This window comes from Nonomuraea sp. SBT364 (assembly GCF_001083785.1).
GTDB lineage: Bacteria > Actinomycetota > Actinomycetes > Streptosporangiales > Streptosporangiaceae > Nonomuraea.
Map to the genome: position 1 here is coordinate 1 of NZ_LAVL01000180.1, position 16,020 is coordinate 16,020.

18 protein-coding genes are annotated in these 16,020 nt (G+C 73.0%); 14 read left to right on the top strand and 4 right to left on the bottom strand.

The window, feature by feature from the left end; all coding sequences use genetic code 11:
* On the bottom strand, positions 1 to 251 hold a 251-nt coding region (locus tag ADY59_RS40770), incomplete at its 3' end, for a hypothetical protein (protein ID WP_049574633.1).
* A gap of 456 nt (positions 252 to 707) precedes the next feature.
* Between ADY59_RS40770 and ADY59_RS40775 the strand changes: the two genes are divergently transcribed.
* The 12 genes from ADY59_RS40775 to ADY59_RS40830 all read left to right on the top strand — a co-directional run bounded on the left by ADY59_RS40775 (position 708) and on the right by ADY59_RS40830 (position 11,143).
* Positions 708 to 1,349, top strand: coding sequence for a hypothetical protein (locus tag ADY59_RS40775; RefSeq protein WP_049574634.1), 642 nt, complete (start codon positions 708 to 710; stop codon positions 1,347 to 1,349).
* Between the two features lies 1 nt (position 1,350).
* A complete protein-coding gene (locus ADY59_RS40780) occupies positions 1,351 to 2,064 on the top strand; it encodes a hypothetical protein (RefSeq protein WP_049574637.1) in 714 nt (237 codons plus the stop codon).
* Positions 2,061 to 3,356, top strand: a complete 1,296-nt coding sequence (locus ADY59_RS40785) for a CpaF family protein (RefSeq protein ID WP_049574639.1) — start codon at positions 2,061 to 2,063, stop codon at positions 3,354 to 3,356. The genes ADY59_RS40780 and ADY59_RS40785 overlap by 4 nt, the downstream gene beginning before the upstream one ends.
* A 3-nt stretch (positions 3,357 to 3,359) precedes the next feature.
* A complete protein-coding gene (locus ADY59_RS40790) occupies positions 3,360 to 4,202 on the top strand; it encodes a type II secretion system F family protein (protein ID WP_049574642.1) in 843 nt (280 codons plus the stop codon).
* Positions 4,195 to 5,115 carry a type II secretion system F family protein gene (locus ADY59_RS40795; protein ID WP_049574644.1) on the top strand — a complete coding sequence of 307 codons (921 nt, stop codon included), beginning with the start codon at positions 4,195 to 4,197 and terminating at the stop codon, positions 5,113 to 5,115. Before ADY59_RS40790 ends, ADY59_RS40795 begins: the two co-directional genes overlap by 8 nt.
* The gene (locus ADY59_RS40800; protein WP_049574647.1) at positions 5,116 to 5,340 is read left to right on the top strand and encodes a hypothetical protein; all 225 of its coding nucleotides are present in this window, start codon (positions 5,116 to 5,118) and stop codon (positions 5,338 to 5,340) included.
* Positions 5,337 to 5,795: a TadE/TadG family type IV pilus assembly protein gene (locus tag ADY59_RS40805; RefSeq protein WP_049574650.1), complete on the top strand. Its 459-nt coding sequence runs from the start codon at positions 5,337 to 5,339 to the stop codon at positions 5,793 to 5,795. Before ADY59_RS40800 ends, ADY59_RS40805 begins: the two co-directional genes overlap by 4 nt.
* Before the next feature lie 213 nt (positions 5,796 to 6,008).
* On the top strand, positions 6,009 to 6,377 hold the full coding sequence (locus ADY59_RS40810) for a TadE/TadG family type IV pilus assembly protein (RefSeq protein ID WP_063780941.1): 369 nt from the start codon (positions 6,009 to 6,011) through the stop codon (positions 6,375 to 6,377).
* On the top strand, positions 6,374 to 6,790 hold the full coding sequence (locus tag ADY59_RS40815) for a flp pilus-assembly TadE/G-like family protein (protein WP_231619134.1): 417 nt from the start codon (positions 6,374 to 6,376) through the stop codon (positions 6,788 to 6,790). The genes ADY59_RS40810 and ADY59_RS40815 overlap by 4 nt, the downstream gene beginning before the upstream one ends.
* Before the next feature lie 185 nt (positions 6,791 to 6,975).
* A complete protein-coding gene (locus tag ADY59_RS40820) occupies positions 6,976 to 9,630 on the top strand; it encodes a BTAD domain-containing putative transcriptional regulator (RefSeq protein WP_063780942.1) in 2,655 nt (884 codons plus the stop codon).
* The gene (locus tag ADY59_RS40825; RefSeq protein ID WP_049574656.1) at positions 9,627 to 10,217 is read left to right on the top strand and encodes a hypothetical protein; all 591 of its coding nucleotides are present in this window, start codon (positions 9,627 to 9,629) and stop codon (positions 10,215 to 10,217) included. The genes ADY59_RS40820 and ADY59_RS40825 overlap by 4 nt, the downstream gene beginning before the upstream one ends.
* A complete protein-coding gene (locus tag ADY59_RS40830; protein ID WP_049574659.1) occupies positions 10,214 to 11,143 on the top strand; it encodes a hypothetical protein in 930 nt (309 codons plus the stop codon). The genes ADY59_RS40825 and ADY59_RS40830 overlap by 4 nt, the downstream gene beginning before the upstream one ends.
* Here the strand turns inward: ADY59_RS40830 and ADY59_RS40835 are convergent.
* The gene (locus tag ADY59_RS40835; RefSeq protein ID WP_049574660.1) at positions 11,140 to 11,571 is read right to left on the bottom strand and encodes a MarR family winged helix-turn-helix transcriptional regulator; all 432 of its coding nucleotides are present in this window, start codon (positions 11,569 to 11,571) and stop codon (positions 11,140 to 11,142) included. The two genes, ADY59_RS40830 and ADY59_RS40835, sit on opposite strands and share 4 nt — an antisense overlap.
* A 90-nt stretch (positions 11,572 to 11,661) precedes the next feature.
* Between ADY59_RS40835 and ADY59_RS40840 the strand changes: the two genes are divergently transcribed.
* Positions 11,662 to 12,852 carry an MFS transporter gene (locus ADY59_RS40840; protein WP_049574662.1) on the top strand — a complete coding sequence of 397 codons (1,191 nt, stop codon included), beginning with the start codon at positions 11,662 to 11,664 and terminating at the stop codon, positions 12,850 to 12,852.
* Here ADY59_RS40840 and ADY59_RS40845 read toward each other — a convergent pair.
* Together ADY59_RS40845 and ADY59_RS40850 are read right to left on the bottom strand one after the other, a co-directional pair.
* Positions 12,798 to 13,298, bottom strand: coding sequence for a methylated-DNA--[protein]-cysteine S-methyltransferase (locus ADY59_RS40845; RefSeq protein WP_049574665.1), 501 nt, complete (start codon positions 13,296 to 13,298; stop codon positions 12,798 to 12,800). The genes ADY59_RS40840 and ADY59_RS40845 overlap by 55 nt on opposite strands.
* Complete coding sequence (locus ADY59_RS40850; RefSeq protein ID WP_269433682.1) at positions 13,295 to 14,692, bottom strand: AlkA N-terminal domain-containing protein; 1,398 nt, start codon at positions 14,690 to 14,692, stop codon at positions 13,295 to 13,297. The genes ADY59_RS40845 and ADY59_RS40850 overlap by 4 nt, the downstream gene beginning before the upstream one ends.
* Before the next feature lie 163 nt (positions 14,693 to 14,855).
* Here ADY59_RS40850 and ADY59_RS40855 point away from each other — a divergent pair.
* Positions 14,856 to 16,020, top strand: a 1,165-nt coding sequence (locus ADY59_RS40855) for an alpha/beta fold hydrolase (RefSeq protein WP_049574668.1), incomplete at its 3' end; no start/stop codon positions are given.

The following is a 16,020-nucleotide window of genomic DNA, read 5'->3' on the forward strand; positions in this document are numbered from 1 at the left end:
CCCCCGGCCAGCCACCCCCGCCGGCTGCCGGGGGAGGGGCGGCGTTGGGAGGGGACGCGCGTGACAGGGTTGGGAGGCCCGGCCGATGACATGCCGTAGGGAGCCCGGGCCCGGGGCAGCCGGACCACCTGGGCAAGTGGCTGGTGATCGCTGAGCGCTTCGCTCACTCCGGCCACCGTGGTGTCGTCGTCGCCGTCGATCACGACGTCACGGTCGCCCTGCTCGCCGAGCACGGTGAGCATGATCCGCATGTTTGCCGTCTCCTCGGTCGGACCTCGGCGCCAACGTAGCGCCCGCAGCGAGGCTAAGCCCGCAGGTTGACGCCAATGGCATGGAATCCGGTTCTGTGGAAAACCCCGGCGGCACCCGCCCAACCTGTGGATGACCAGGGAAAACAACCACCGGCCAGCCGGCTCACGGAGAAGTCCTGATCTGCACCGAAGATCCCACCGCAAACGCCCCCGACATGCCCGAGTAAAGCAGGATAAATTCCAAGGTCGAAGCGAATAATGTGCCGCGTGTTACTCATGTGACTCATATCCATAAAAAGTAACCGCCGTCAACTCGCTAGAAACAATAGGCATTGATTACCCGGAGTTGACACGGCGCCCCTTGCGAATCAAGCATGGTTCCTCGCATTCGACCCCCGCCCCAACCACGGCCTGCACATAATGGCGTGAATTCCCTCAATTCATCATGGGAGCCGCATGAGGACCAGTGAAAAACCCGCCGTCAACACGGCCGGGTTGTCGGGCCCGGCCTCGCGCAAGCTTCCGGTGCCTCCTCGCGAGCGCAAGCCCGCGCTGGCGGCTCTCGCCCTGCTCCTGATCCTGGGCGGAGCGCTCGCCACGACGCTGCTCGTGCTGCGCAGCGGTGACCGGGTGTCGGCGATCAGGATCGTGCAGCAGATCGGCGCGGGCCAGCGGTTCACCCCGCAGGCCCTGGAGGAGGTCCAGATCGCCGACACCGGCATCGCGTACGTGAGCTGGTCCCAGCGTCAGAAGGTGCTCGGCTCGTTCGCCGCCGTCACGATCCTGCCCGGCACGCTGCTGACCAGCGACATGGGCGTGGATGCCAGCGAGGAGCTCGGCCCCGGCAAGGCCGTGGTCGGCCTGGCGCTCAAGCCGGGCCAGATGCCGCAGGGGCTGGAGAAGGGTGACCGGGTCCAGGTGGTGTACGTGCCGGGCGACGAGGGCGAGGGCCGCGTCCTGGCGCAGAGCGCGCTGGTCCACGGCGTCGGGGAGAAGGGCGGCGTCACGGTGATCGTCGAGGCGCAGGTCTCGCCGGTGGTCCTCCAGTACGCCTCCAGCGGCCAGATCGCCGTGGCCGAGTTGCCGGGGGCACGCTGACGTGGCGCTGATCGTGCTGGCCGCCGACAAGGGCGCGCCGGGGGTCACCACCGCCGCCACGGCGCTGGCCGCGGTGTGGCCCCGTCCCGTGCTGCTCGCCGAGTGCGACCCGGCCGGCGGTGACCTGGCCTACCGGCTGCCCGCCGCCGACGGAGGCGTGCTCAACCCGGGCCGCGGCCTGCTCACGCTGGGCGCGACGGCCCGGCGCGGCCTGGAGCCCACGCAGATCCACGCCCACACGCAGAAGATCATTGGAGGGCTCGACGTGCTGGTCGGCATCACCCACGGCGAGCAGGCGGCCGGTCTCACCTGGCTGTGGGGCCCGCTGGGCCGCTCGCTGGCCGCGATCCCCGACGCCGACGTGATCGCCGACTGCGGCCGCCTCGGCGCGCACCCGCAGCTCGGCGACCTGCTGGCCGAGGCCGACCAGGTCGTGCTGCTCACCAGGGCCACCCTCGACCACGTCGCCCACCTGCGCGAACGCCTGTCGATCAGCAAGGCGCACGGCGTCGTGGTGATCGCCGACCCGCGCACCTACCGGTCCTCGATCGACGACGTACGCCGGATCGTGGGCCCGTACGTCGGCTTCGTCCACGGCCTCGCGCACGACCCGAAGGGCGCCGAGCTGCTGCGCGGCCAGTGGGGCGGCAGGCTCGACCGCTCGCTGCTCATCCGCACGGCGCGCGACCTGGCCGGACGGCTGGTGGGCCGATGATCGACCACGCCCTCGTCAAGCGGTTCCGCCAGGAGGTCGGCGACCGCCTGGCCCACCAGCGCAGGCTCGACCAGGCCAACGGCCTGCCGGCGATGACCGGCGAGGACGAGCGTCAGTTCGCCAGGGCGCTGATCTCGCAGGTGCTGGAGGAGCACGCGCGCAGCGAGATCGGCCTCGGCCGCACCCCGCCCACGGTCGAGGAGGAGGAGGGCCTGGCGGCCGGCATCCACGCCGCGCTGTTCGGCGTGGGCCGCCTCCAGCCGCTGCTCGACGACCCCGAGGTCGAGAACATCGACATCAACGGCTGCGACAAGGTCTTCGTCGGCTATGCCGACGGCCAGGAGCTCGCGCACGACCCGGTGGCCGAGTCGGACGAGGAGCTGATCGAGCTCATCCAGATCCTGGCCGCCTACTCGGGCCTGTCGAGCCGGCCGTTCGACACCGCCAACCCGCAGCTCGACCTGCGGCTGCCCGACGGGTCCCGGTTGAGCGCGGTGATGGACGTGACGGTGCGGCCCGCGGTGTCGATCCGCCGTGCCCGTTTGGGAAAAGTCTTTCTTTCGGATTTGGTCGGAAATAACACCATAAGCCCAGAAGTAGGCCGCTTTCTTACGGCAGCGGTGGGCGCGCGGAAGAACATCATGATCGCCGGTTCCACCAATGCCGGAAAGACCACGCTGCTGCGCGCCCTGGCCAACGAGATCCCGCCCGCCGAACGCCTCGTCACCGTCGAACGCGCACTGGAGCTCGGCCTCGACCAGTTCCCCGAGCTGCACCCGAACGTCGTCGCCTGCGAGCAGCGCCTGCCCAACTCCGAGGGCCAGGGCGAGATCAGCATGGCCGAGCTCGTCCGCCGCTCCCTGCGCATGAACCCCAGCCGCGTCATCGTCGGCGAGGTGCTCGGCGACGAGATCGTCACCATGCTCAACGCGATGACGCAGGGCAACGACGGCTCCCTGTCCACCATCCACGCCAACTCCAGCATGGAGGTCTTCAACCGCATCGCCACCTACGCCCTGCAGGCCGGCGAGCGGTTGCCGATCGACGCCACCCACATGCTCATCGCGGGCGCCATCGACTTCGTCGTCTTCATCGAGAAGCGCAACGACTACCACCGGGGCGGCACCCTGCGCCGCTACGTCTCCAGCATCCGCGAGGTCAACGGCTGCGACGGCCGCGTCCTGTCCAGCGAGGTCTTCGTGCCGGGCCCCGACGGGACGGCCGTCCCGCACGCCCCCGTCTCGTGCCTGGAGGAGCTCGCCGCCCACGGCTACCACCCGGGAGGCTGGTGACGCGTGCTCACCTTCGACCCCCTCGCCCTGCTGTCCGGCGCGCTCGCCGGCGGCGGCCTGTTCCTGCTGTTCCTCTCCCTGTACGGGCTGCGCCCCCGGCCCTCGCAGCCCAAGCGCCGCCTGATCCAGGTGCTGACCACCCGCGTCGCCGTCGCCGGGATCGCGGCGGCGCTGGTCATGGTGGTCACCGGCTGGGTGGTCGTGGCGGTGGGCGCGGTGCTGCTGGTGTTCGCCTGGCGCGGGCTGTCCGGCGGCGCCGCCGAGGAGCGGGCCGCGATGCGCCGCCTGGAGGGCCTGGCCGCCTGGACCGAGTCGCTGCGCGACACCATCGCCGGCGCGGCGGGCCTGGAGCAGGCCATCCCGTCGTCCATCAGGGCCGCCGCCCCCATGCTCCGCCCCCACCTGCGCGCGCTGGTCGACCGCCTGCACACCCGGATGGCGCTGCCCGACGCGCTCGGCCTGTTCGCCGACGAGCTCGACGACCCGTCGGCCGACCTCGTCGTGGCGGCCCTCATCCTCAACTCCCGGCTGCGCGGCCCCGGCCTGCGCGACGTGCTCGGGGCGCTGGCCGTCTCGGCCCGCGAGGAGCTCGACATGCGCCGCCGCGTCGAGGCCGAACGCCGTGCCACCCGGCGCAGCGTCCAGATCGTGGTGATCACCGCGCTCGTCTTCGCGGGCCTGCTCGTCGTGTTCAACCCTTCGTACGTCGGCGAGTACGACAGCTATCTGGGCCAGGCCGTGCTCGTCGTCGTCGCCGGGCTGTTCGGCGCCGGGTTCGCCTGGATGCGGCGGCTGGCCAGGTTCGACAAGCCGACCCGGCTGCTCATGGGAGGCGACCATGGTTGAGGGCGTGCTGGCCGGCGGCGTGGCGGGCCTGGGCCTGTTCGTGCTGCTGAGGGCGCTGTTCCCGGCCCGGCCGGGGCTGGTGGCCAGGCTGCTGGCGCTCGACGCGGTCCGCGAGGACGCCGAGTCGCCGCGCATCCAGCTCGTGCTGCCGGACGAGGAGGTGAGCGCCTTCCGCCAGGGGCTCGGCGCCCGGCTGGCCCGCCTCTACGGGGCGCGCGGCTGGGAGGCCCGATCGATCAGGGCCGACCTGGCGCTGGTCGGGCGCTCGTTCGAGGGCTTCCTGGCGACCAAGGCGCTGCTGGCCGTCAGCGGGCTGCTGGCCTTCCCGGTGCTGTTCGGCTGGCTGGTGCTGATGGGCTGGGGCGCCTCGCCGGCGATCCCGTTCTGGGTGGCGCTGATCGCCGCCGTCGTCTTCTTCTTCCTGCCCGACCTGCAGATCCGGCGTGACGCCGCGGCCCGGCGGCGTGACTTCCGGCATGTCGTCGGCGCGTTCCTGGACCTGGTCTCGATGAACCTGGCGGGCGGCCGGGGCGTCCCCGAGGCGCTCATGATGGCCGTGTCGGTCAGCGGCGAGCAGCCCAACTGGGCGATCGGCCGCATCCGCGACGCGCTGAGCGGCGCCAGGATCGTCGGCATCACCCCGTGGCAGGCGCTCGGCCAGCTCGGCGAGGAGATCAACATCGACGAGCTGCGCGACCTGTCGGCGGCCCTCGGCCTGGTGGCCGACGACGGCGCCAAGGTGCGCGCCTCCCTGACGGCCCGCGCCGCCACGCTGCGCCGCCGTGAGCTCGCGGAGATCGAGGGCCGGGCCGGCGAGCGATCGCAGTCGATGCTCGTCGCCCAGCTCCTGCTCTGCGCAGGATTCGTGATCTTTCTCAGTTTTCCGGCCGCTATGAAGATGTTGGGGTCCTAAATGAAGAACCATCCGTGGATCGTCTATCTCGTGGCGCTCCTCAACGTGCGGATCCACCGGGCGCGCACCGCGCCGAGCCGTGGCGCGTCCGCCGTCGAGTGGGTCATCATCACCGCGATCATCGCCGGGGTCGCGCTCGGCCTGGCGACCCTGATCAGGCAGCTCGTCGAGAGCAAGCAGAGCGAGATCCAGGGCTCCTTCGGCGGCGGCGAAGGAGACACGTGACCGTCCCGCCCGGGCGCCGCCGACGGCACGCGAGGGGGCGAGGGCGGGAGCGCGGGGCGTCGGTGGTCGAGCTGGCGCTGCTGATGCCGGTCGTGCTCGCCGTCGTCCTGCTGATCGTGCAGGTCGCGCTCTGGTTCCACGGCCGCCAGGTGGCGGAGGCGGCGGCCAGGGAGGGCGCCCGCGTCGCCCGTTCGGCCCCCGCCGACTCCGGCGGCTGGGAGGCCGAGGCGCAGGCGAAGGCTCGCGAGGTGGTGGCGGCGATCGGCCCCCGGCTGCTCGGCGGCGCGCAGGCGACCACGGCCGAACGGGAGCCGGACGAGCGCCACGTGACCGTGACGGGCAGCGCCGTCCAGGTCATCCCGCTGCTGCCGGAGCTGGCGTTCACGATCACCGCCACGTCGGGCGGCCCGATCGAGTGCTTCCGTCCCGACGACGGCGGAGATGACTGCGGTTGACCTCCTCCCCGCGGACGGATCCGGGGGATTCCCGTCCCCGCGGACCGGCCCCACCTGCTTCGCCGGCCCCCGCCGGCCCGATCGCCCCGCATGCCGCCAGTGAAGGAGGACGCCGTGCCGCGAAACCCGCAGGACCGGAGCTTGGCGGCCTGCCCGCCCTTCCGATTCCTCCCCGAGAGCGAAGTCCGGGATCACCGGAGCGAGCGCGGGTCGATGGCTGTGGAGACCGTGATGCTGGCCCCGGTCTTCCTGCTGTTCCTGCTGTTCCTGGCCGGTGCCGGGCGGCTCGTGGAGGCGCAGGGCGAGGTGAACGGCGCGGCCAGGGACGCCGCCCGGGCCGCCTCGGTGCAGCGCACCCTCCAGGGGGCCGAGTCGGCCGCCGGGACGGTCGCCACGCAGGCCCTGCGTGAAGACTGCACGGGCGCGGCCGTCTCCCTCGACGGCTCGCGGTGGGAGGAGGGCGGGCAGGTGCGCGCCGACGTGACGTGCGAGCTCGACCTGGGCTTCCTCGGCTTCGGCGGCACCCAGCGGATGACCGGCACCTCGGTGGTGCCGCTGGAGCAGTTCAGGAGAGTCGAATGAGGGGCGGCGAGCGCGGCTCGATGTCGGTGTTCACCGTGCTGTTCTCGGTGGTGGTGTTCCTGCTCGCCGGGCTGCTCGTCGACGGCGGGGCGGCGATCAACGCCCGGTTGCGCGCCGCCGACGTCGCCGAGCAGGCCGCCCGGGCGGGCGCCGACCGGATCGACGTCGAGCACCTGCGCTCCACCGGACAGGTGCGGCTGCTGGGCGAGGCGGAGGTCTGCGGCCGGGCCGACGAGGTGATCAGCGCGCACGGCGGCACCGGCGTGTCCTCCGGGAGCTGTGCCGTCGGGCAGGGCCAGGCCGACGTGACGGTGGCCGTGCGGGTTCGCTGGACGGCCTTCTTCCTGGGCGCCATCGGGTTCCCGGGGGCGGACATGGAGGCCGAGGCCACGGCCGCGCCCGAGGCGCGGTGAGCCAGACCGAATCACGCCGGTCGGTGGATGTGGGGCCGGAGAGTCAGGACGCTGGAATCGAGAAGGGAGCGGCGATGCCCAGGCGAGGCCCCGCGCGACCGGCGCACCCCACCGACGGGTCACGACAAGCCGCCGGAGCACGGCAAGTCGATGCGGCACGGCGAGGCGGCCGGTCGCGGCAGCCCGTGCGGATCCCCGCGCGGCGCGGCCCCGGTGACGTGCTCGCCGGGATCGGCGCGCTGTTCGTGCTGCTCGCGCTGGTCGGCGGCGTGCCGTACGCGCTGCTGACGTTCGTCGGCCCGCCGGTCGCCCCCGAGCTGCTCGACCTGGACCTGCTCACCAGCCGCGTCGGCCCGAGCACGGTCATGGCCCTGCTGGTGGCGTTCGTCTGGCTGGCCTGGCTGCAGCTCGTCGTCTGCGTGCTCGTCGAGGTGTACGCGGGTGTGCGCCGGATCGGGATGCCGGCCAGGGTGCCGCTGTCGGGCGGCACGCAGGCGCTGGCCAACAAGCTCGTGTCCGCGGTGCTGCTGCTGTTCACGGCGGGCGCCGCGGTCGTGCCGATCGCCAGGATGGCCGCGCCGCCGCCCGTCCAGCAGCCCATGACCGCGGTCGCGTTCACCGCGCCGGTCGTGGAGCAGGTGCTCGACACCCAGCGCACCAAGAAGGTGTACGTCGTCCAGCCGCCGCACGGCCGCCACCACGAGAGCCTGTGGGAGATCGCCGAGAAGTGCCTGGGAGACGGCCGCCGCTATCCGGAGATCTTCCGGCTCAACCAGCACAAGGAGCAGCCCGACGGCGCCAAACTGCGGATGGCCGACCTGATCAGGCCCGGCTGGGTGCTCGACATGCCGGACGACGCGAAGAACACCCACGTCGTCCCCGCCGGCCAGGCCAGGGCGCAGACGCTGAAGGAGCATCCGGCCAAGCCGGGCGGCGGCGGCGACCGCGAGGTGGTCAGGGACCGCGTCGAACGGGAGGCCACGCGGGAGCAGGCACCCAGGAACGCCGAGCGGGAAGCCGCGCCGCAGGCGCAGGAAACCCACGAGCAGGGCCAGGAGCAGGGCCTGGAGCTGGTCGACTTCCTGGCTGCATCGTCGCTGGCCGCCGCCGGGCTGCTCATGGTGCTGGCCAGGCGACGCCGTGAGCAGCTGTGGCGCCGCCTGTTCGGGCGCCGCGTGGTCCGGCCGCGCGGTGACGCCGCCGAGGCCGAGATCGCCCTGCGGCTCGGCGCCGACGCGCCGGGCGCGCGCATGCTCGACGTGGGGCTCCGGCTGCTGGGCGCCGAGCTGGCCGCCCAGGGCCGCACCCCGCCGACCGTCTACGCCGCGCACCTGTCCGCGCGCTCGCTCGACCTGTGGATCCACCCGCCGGACGGCGATCCGCCGGAGCCCTGGACGGCCGACGACGGCGGCCAGGTGTGGCGGCTGGCCGCGCACGAGGGCCGCCTGCTCGACGACCATCCGGGCGGCGCGCCGTACCCGGGGCTGGTGTCGATCGGCACGGACGGGGGCGGCCGGGTGCTGGTCGACCTGGAGGCGGCGCAGGGTCTGATCAACGTCAGGGGCCCGCAGACGACGGCGGCGCTCGCGGCGCTGGCCGTGGAGCTGGCAACCAACCGGTGGTCCGACCGGATGCGGATCACGCTCGTCGGGTTCGGCGAGGAGCTGACCGCGATCGCGCCCGACCGGATCAGGGCCGTGGGCGGGCTGGCGGAGGTGCTGCCGGAGCTGGAGGCGACGGCGGCGCCGCGCCGGGAGGTGCTCACCGGCAGGGCCGCCGGCCGCCCGCGCGACGCCCACTACCTGCTGTCGGCGGTGGCGCCCAGCCACGAGGAGGCCCGCAGGCTGGCGCTGCTCGCCCGCGACGACACCGCCGGCTACGTGGTCACCGGCGACGTCCCGCACGCCACCTGGACCTGGGAGATCACCGACGACGGCCGGGCGAAGCTGCCCGAGCTGGGCTTCGAGGTGACCGCGCAGCTCCTGCCGCGCCGCCACTACCGGGCGCTGGTGGAGCTGTTCCGCACCGCCAGCAGGCTCGACGGGGAGGTCGTCCCCGAGCCGGAGCCGCTGGACGACCTGCGCCCGCCGGCCGTGGAGATCCGGATGCTCGGCCCGCTGGAGGTCGTCGGCCCGGAGCCGCTGGAGGAGGGCCGGATGGCGCTGGCCGCCGAGCTGCTGGTCTACCTGGCCACGCATCCGGGCGGGGTGCATCCGGTGGTGCTCGGCGGCGTGCTGTGGCCGCGCGGCGTGCAGGCCATGGTCAGGGACGCGACGATCGCCCGGGTGATGAGCTGGCTGGGCGCCGAGCACCTGCGTGCCGACGAGTCCGGCAGGCTGACGCTGGGGCCCGGCGTGCGCACCGACTGGGCGCTCTTCCGCGAGCTGGTACGCCGCTCGCACCACGATCCGACGGCCCGTGCCGTACTCCTGGAAAGGGCGCTGAGCCTCGTCCGGGGGCCGCTGCTGAGCGGGCGCGCGCCCGGCCGGTACGCCTGGCTGGCGGGTGACGAACTGGAGTACGACGTGGCCGCCGAGGTGGCCGACGTGGCGCACCGGCTCTGCGAGATCCGGCTGGCCGACGGCAGGGCCGACGCCGCGATCGCCGCGGTGCGGGCCGCGCTGCTGCTGGCCGCCGACGACGAGGGCCTGTGGCGTGACCTGCTGCGGGCCACCCACGCCACCGGCGACCAGTCGCGGTTGCGGGCCGTGGTCGAAGGGCTGACCAGGCGGTCCACGTTCCATCCTGACGGTGGCGGGATGGCTCCGGAAACCGAGGCGCTGATCGACGAACTGCTGCCGTCGTGGCGCCTCCGCGTCGTCAGGGAGTCGACGGGATGAGACGCGTCACGATCCTTCTCGCGCTGGTGGCGGTGGCCGGGTGCGGCCAGGCCGAGCGGCCCTACACACCAAGGCAGGCGCCGGTCGAGGCCACGGGTGAGGCCACGGCCGCGCCCAGTCCGAGCCGGCCGCCGGCGACGGTCGGCGTGGGCGACGACCTGGAGGTGCGGGTGGAGTGGCCGGACAAGGTCAACCAGCTCGTGCGGCTCTTCCCGCAGTTCTACGCCGACTCGTGGGCGGCGGTCGTGTCCGGCGGTGACCGCTACCTGCGTCACGTCGAGCCGACGCTGATCGCGGATTCGGCCGAGTGGGTGGCCGGTTTCACCGGCAAGGGGCAGTCGGTGTCGGGTGTCGCCCGGCTGTACGACCTTCGGGTGACCGCGGTCGTGGGCAAGGGCGCGCAGGTCGACGTCTGCGTGGACGAGACGCGGATGACGATCGTGTCCGCGCGCACCGGCAAGGCGATCACGCCGCAGCCCGACTCCGGCAAGGCCCCCTACATGCAGACCATGCTCGCCCACCGGGGCGACGACGGTGTGTGGCGCATCAGGCAGTTCAGCAACAGCAAGGAAGGGTGCAGCCCATGAAAGGCCTGCTCTCGGTGATCGTCGCCGGATCGCTGCTGTTCGCCGGCAGCGCCGATCCGCCGCGCGACAACACCAGGTCCGAAGGTTTCCAGAAGGACAGGACGGCCGGGGTCGTCCTGGAGCACTCCAAGATCCAGATCACCGGCGACGTCAAGGGCGGCAAGAGCGACGGCTACCAGCTCAGGAGTCCGTGCTGGTACGAGCCGGGCATGAACGCGGAGGAGATGTTCGCGTTCATGAAGGACGCGGAGGCCAACCTTTCCAGGATCAAGGAGGACGAGGCAGGCTTCAACGCCTTCATCAAGCAGTTCAAGGACAAGGTGGGGCAGCCGGGGCTGTGGTGGTCGCCGGCGTACAACGCGGCCGATCCCAAGGGCGCGGCCTGCTGGGCGGGGCTGGAGCTGTTCGTCTTCGTGCCGCCGGACACGACGCCGCCGAGCGGGATCACGTTCCGTGAGCTGGCCGAGATCGCCAGGGCGGCGCTGACGGTGCCCGAGGGCAAGATCAAGCTGAGTCCCGACGCCAAGAGTTACGTGAACCTGCCCACGTTCGTCTGGCTGGAGGGCGTCGGCGAGCCGCGCCGCTCGGTCACCGCGACGCTGCCCGGCGTGATGAGCGCCACCGTGGTGGCCACGCTGGACGACATCGAGATCGACGCCGGCGCGGGCGCCGACCGGGCCGAGGTGCGCGAGAGCGGCTGCGGAGCCTCCGGCAGGCCGTACGCCGAGGGGGCCGAGTTCACCTGCGGCGTGCGCTACCTGCGTGCCTCGATCGACCGGCCGCGCGAGGTGTACGAGCTGACCGTGACCAGCGTGTGGCCGGTCGAGGTGAGCGGCGGCGTGGTGCCGGTCCAGTTCGACCCGGTGGAGGTGTCGGTGACCAGGGACGTGCCGGTCGGCGAGGTGCAGAGCAACGTCAAGCCTTAGGCGATCACGGCGGCGAGCGGCGCCAGCTCGGGCTGCTCGGCCGCCTCGGCCAGCACCTCCTTGAGCACGGTGTCGTGTGTCGGCCCGGCCGTGGCCAGCAGGTCGCGGCCGGTCCGGGTGACCTCGGTGTAGATGCCCCGGCGGTCGTCCTCGCACAGGTAGCGCGACAGCAGGCCGCGGTTCTCCAGGCGGGTCACCAGCCGGGTGGTGGCGCTCTGGCTGAGCACGACCGCCCGGGCGAGCTGCTGCATGCGCATGTGCCAGCCGTCCTGGCGGCCCAGCACGTCGAGCACCGTGTACTCGCTCACGCTCAGCCCGTGCTCCTTCTGCAGGGCCTTCTCCAGCCGGTCCTCGATCTTGGCGTGCAGCGCGGCCAGGGTGCGCCAGCCCTGGGCGCGCGCCTCGACGGCGTCGTCGGCGATGGGCATGTGACACCTTCCTCGGCATACTTGTATGGTTCATTAGTCGGCGTGTGCAAATAATGCTCACGCTCACTAACGTCGTCTGAGGAGTATTCTATGCCTCTCGCCCTGTTCGCCCTCGCGATCAGCGCCTTCGGCATCGGCACCACCGAGTTCATCATCAACGGACTGCTTCCCGAGCTGGCCGCGGACTTCGGCGTGACGATCCCGGCCGCCGGGCTGCTCGTGTCCGGCTACGCGCTGGGCGTGGCCGTCGGCGGGCCGCCGCTGACCATGCTCGGCGGCCGGTTGTCACGCAAGGCCATGCTGCTGGCGCTCATGGTGCTGTTCATCGCCGGGAACCTGCTGTCCGCCCTGGCGCCCTCCTACGGGGCTCTCATGGTGGGCAGGTTCCTGGCGGCCTTCGCGCACGGAGCGTACTTCGGAGTCGGGTCCGTGGTGGCCGCCGACCTGGTCGTGCCGCGGAAGCGGGCCAGCGCGATCGCCCTGATGTTCACCGGGCTCACGCTCGCGAACGTGCTCGGGGTGCCGCTCGGCACCTGGATCGGGCAGGCGTTCGGGTGGCGGGCCACGTTCTGGGTCGTGGTGGCGATCGGCGTCGTCGGGCTGGCCGGGGTGCTCGCCCTGGTGCCCGCCCAGCCCCGGCCCACCGGCGGGATGCTCAAGGAGCTGGCGACTTTCCGCAAGGGCGGGGTGTGGCTGGCGCTGGCGATGACCGTGTTCGGCTTCGCGCCCGTGTTCGCGGTCATCACCTTCATCTCACCGATCATGACCGGGGTGGGCGGGTTCTCCGCGGGCGCCGTGCCGGTGGTGATGGCGCTGTTCGGCGTCGGCCTGGTCGCCGGCAACCTCATCGGCGGCAAGCTCGCGGACCGGGCCGTCATGCCCAGCATCTACGGCTCCGTGGCGCTGCTCACGCTGCTGGCCGTCGTGGTGGCGCTGACGGCGGGCAACCAGGCCGCGTTCGTCGTGGCGATCACGCTGTTCGGCGTGGCCGCCTTCGCCACCGTGCCGCCGCTGCAGACGCGCGTCCTGGACGCGGCCGCGGGCGCGCCGACGCTGGCCTCGGCGGCCAACATCGGCGCGTTCAACCTGGGCAACGCGATCGGCTCGTTCGCGGCCGGGCTCACCATCGACGCCGGTCTCGGCTACACCGCCCCCGCCTGGGTGGCGGCGGGGCTCGGTGTGGCGGGACTCGTCGTGGCCGGCCTGGCCGGGGTGCAGGCCCGCCGTCAGCGGGTGGCGGCCTCGTGGGCCAGCAGCCACTCCTTGACGGGCACTCCGTAGTAGTAGCCGCCGAAGCCGCCCGTGGACGGCAGCACCCGGTGGCACGGGACGAAGGGCGCGATCAGGTTCTGCGCGCACGCCCCGCCGGCCGCCCGGGCCGCCGTCCGCGGCAGCCCGGCCCGCTCGGCCAGCTCCGCGTACGACACCGTGGTGCCCGCCTGGACCTCGCGCAGCGCCCGGTGCAGTTCCTTGCGCCGGTCGGAGCCCGGCTGCTCGACCGGGACGGCGTCCAGCGCGGCGAGGTCGCCGGCGAAGTAGTCGCGCACGGCCTGGCTGATCGGGCCCAGGTCGTCCACCACGTCCAGGCCCTCCGCCTGAAGCTCGGGCTTCAGCCGGACGAACATCTCCTTCGGGTCGGCGGTGAAGCCGGCCGCGACCACCACGCCGTCGCGGGCCAGCACGGACAGCTCGCCGATCGGGGTCGGCAGGATCTGAGCGTTGATCATGAATGACTCCAGAGGTGCAGGGCGGCGTAGGCCCGCCAGGGCCGCCACCGTTCGAGATGGTCCTTGGGAATGCCGAGTGCGGCCATGCGCTTGTCGAGCACGAGGTCGCCGGTCGGCCACGCGTCGGGGTCGCGCAGCGCCCGCAGCGCGACGTAGCTGGCGGTCCACGGGCCGATGCCCGGCACCGCGAGCAGTTCCTTGACCGCCTCGGCCGGCTCCTGGCCGCCGTCGAGATCGATCAGGCCGTCGTCCACGCGGGCGGCCAGCTCCGTCAGCGTGGCGATCCGCCGGCCGGTCAGCCCGAGCCCGGTGAGATCGGCCCCGCGCAGCTCGGCCGGGCCGGGGAACAGCCGGCCGTCCCCCGCCCTGGCGACGATCCGGCCGAGCAGCGTACGGGCGCCCGCCACGGAGATCTGCTGGCCCACGACGGCGCGCACGGCCAGCTCGAACCCGTCGAACGTGCCCGGCACCCGCAGCCCGGGCCGGGCCGCCACCATCGGCGCCAGCGACGTCTGGCCGAGCGCCGCGGCGATGGCGTCCGGGTCGGCGTCGAGATCGAGCAGCCGCCGGCAGCGCGCCACGATCCTGGCCAGATGCCGGGTGTCATCCACGGCCACGTCCAGGGCGAAGTGGCCGCGCTGCGGGGTGAGCGTGACCGTCCCCCCGGGCACGTTGCGCGTGTAGGACGCGGCGTCCGCCACCTCCAGGCCGGGGACGGCACGGGAGGCCAGGAAGGAGAAGACCCCTTCCACGTCGTACGGCTCACGCCGGTGCAGCCGCAGCCGAAGCGAGACGTCGCCCGGCTCACCGGGGCCTCCCCGGCCCGACGCCGTGGCGCGGAGCTCGCTCGGCGTGAACCCGTACGTCTCCCGCATCGTCGCGTTGAACTGCCGGACGCTGCCGAACCCGGCGGCGAACGCCACCTCGGTCACCGGCAGCGCGGTCTCGGTGAGCAACTGCTTGGCCAGCAGCAGCCGCTTGGTCCTGGCGACCGCCAGCGGCCCGGCGCCCAGCTCGGCGACGAACAGCCGGTGCAGGTGCCGCTCGGTGATGTGCAGCCGCCTGGCCAGCCCGGCGACGCCGTCCTCGTCGGCGGCCCCGTCGTCGATCAGCCGCAGCGCCCGCCCGATCAGGTCCCCGCGCAGGTCCCACCCGGGGTCGCCGGGCGAGAGCTCCGGGCGGCACCGCTTGCACGGCCGGAACCCCGCCGCCTCCGCGGACGCGGCATGCCGGTAGAAACGGACGTTCCTCGACGCGGGCGTACGGGCCGGGCAGATCGGCCGGCAGTACACGCCGGTCGTCTTCACCGCCGTGTAGAACCGTCCGTCGAACCGGGCGTCCCTGGCCGAGACGGCCCGGTAGCAGGAATCGAAGTCGAGCTCCAGAGGTGACATGCCTCTGAGGCTATGCCCTGGTCACAGGCGTCGACTGGCGGAAATCAGACCTGACCGTGAATGCCCAGGTCAGCGGCGGAAGTAGGCCATGTGGCAGATGTGGCGGCCGGGCCGGGCTCCCTAGCGTGGCACCCGGACCACAACCCTTCCACGAGGATGCCCCGTGACACCAGCCCTGCTCGCCCTGTCCCTGCTGCTGCCCTCCGGCGCCCACGCCACCCCCGAGCCGGGCCTCACCTGGGGCCCGTGCGCGGACTCCGGTCAGCTCCGCTGCGCCGAACTGGCCGTACCCGTCGACTGGGGCGAGCCCGGCGGCGGCACCATCACGCTCACCCTGGCCAGGGCGGCCGCCACCGGCGAGGCCGCCGGGACCGTCCTGTTCAACCCCGGCGGCCCTGGCGGTGCGGGCGTCCCGGCGCTGGCCGCAGCGCTGGCCAACTTCGCCGGGCTGCGCGAGCGGATGGACGTCGTCACCTGGAACCCGCGCGGCGGCCAGAGCGGCGAGCACCTGCCGATGGCGAAGTGCGCCACCGGGCCGGCGTTCGCCACACCGGACAACCGCGACGAATACCAGCGGGCCCTGAAGGCGAACGCCGCCGCCATCGCCGCCTGCCGCGACGCCGCGCCCGAGCTGTTCGCCAACCTGGACTCCGCCACCCAGGCGCGCGACTTGGACGCCATCCGCGCCGCACTGGGCGAGGACCGGCTCACCTACCTGGGCAACTCCTACGGCGGCGTGCTCGGCGCCTCCTACGCCCGGCTGTTCCCCGAGCGGGTTCGGGCCATGGCGCTGGACAGCGTGCCCGACCACACGTCCACCATGGCGCGGTCGGAGCGGTTGCAGTACGAGGGCCTGGAGAAGGTGTTCGGTCGCTTCGCCGCCTGGTGCGCGAAGTCCGCCGGGTGCGCGCTCCACGGCACCGACGTCGAGCGGACCTGGCAGCGTCTGGTGCGCCGCGCCGACCACCGGCCCCTGCCCGGCGCCCGCCGCTACGACGGCGGCGACCTCAAGGCGCTGGCCCTGCCGCTGGTGCAGCGCGAAGCCGGCTGGCCCGCGCTCGCCGCCGCCATCGCGAAGGCCGCGGACGGCGACGTCTCCGGCTTCGACCCGCGCGGGCGCGGCGTGCCCCCGCAGCCCACCGCCCTGCTGGCGGTCCGATGCGCCGACGGATTCCGCTACGACGGCTATCGCGCCTACCGCGCCGCGGCGCGCCGCTCGGTGAAGATCTCGCCGAACTTCGCCGGGGTCCGGGAGAACGCCCATCTCGCCTGCTCGCCGTGGGCCGTCGTGACCAACCCGCCCGCGCCGCTGCTCGCCCGCGCCCTCC

Excerpts from the sequence above, each read along its gene's own strand:
- ADY59_RS40775 (WP_049574634.1), top strand. The coding sequence starts at position 708 with ATGAGGACCAGTGAAAAACCCGCCGTCAACACGGCCGGGTTGTCGGGC.
- ADY59_RS40785 (WP_049574639.1), top strand. The coding sequence starts at position 2,061 with ATGATCGACCACGCCCTCGTCAAGCGGTTCCGCCAGGAGGTCGGCGAC.
- ADY59_RS40795 (WP_049574644.1), top strand. The coding sequence starts at position 4,195 with ATGGTTGAGGGCGTGCTGGCCGGCGGCGTGGCGGGCCTGGGCCTGTTC.
- ADY59_RS40800 (WP_049574647.1), top strand. The coding sequence starts at position 5,116 with ATGAAGAACCATCCGTGGATCGTCTATCTCGTGGCGCTCCTCAACGTG.
- ADY59_RS40810 (WP_063780941.1), top strand. The coding sequence starts at position 6,009 with ATGGCTGTGGAGACCGTGATGCTGGCCCCGGTCTTCCTGCTGTTCCTG.
- ADY59_RS40815 (WP_231619134.1), top strand. The coding sequence starts at position 6,374 with ATGAGGGGCGGCGAGCGCGGCTCGATGTCGGTGTTCACCGTGCTGTTC.
- ADY59_RS40825 (WP_049574656.1), top strand. The coding sequence starts at position 9,627 with ATGAGACGCGTCACGATCCTTCTCGCGCTGGTGGCGGTGGCCGGGTGC.
- ADY59_RS40830 (WP_049574659.1), top strand. The coding sequence starts at position 10,214 with ATGAAAGGCCTGCTCTCGGTGATCGTCGCCGGATCGCTGCTGTTCGCC.
- ADY59_RS40835 (WP_049574660.1), bottom strand. The coding sequence starts at position 11,571 with ATGCCCATCGCCGACGACGCCGTCGAGGCGCGCGCCCAGGGCTGGCGC.
- ADY59_RS40840 (WP_049574662.1), top strand. The coding sequence starts at position 11,662 with ATGCCTCTCGCCCTGTTCGCCCTCGCGATCAGCGCCTTCGGCATCGGC.
- ADY59_RS40845 (WP_049574665.1), bottom strand. The coding sequence starts at position 13,298 with ATGATCAACGCTCAGATCCTGCCGACCCCGATCGGCGAGCTGTCCGTG.
- ADY59_RS40850 (WP_269433682.1), bottom strand. The coding sequence starts at position 14,692 with ATGTCACCTCTGGAGCTCGACTTCGATTCCTGCTACCGGGCCGTCTCG.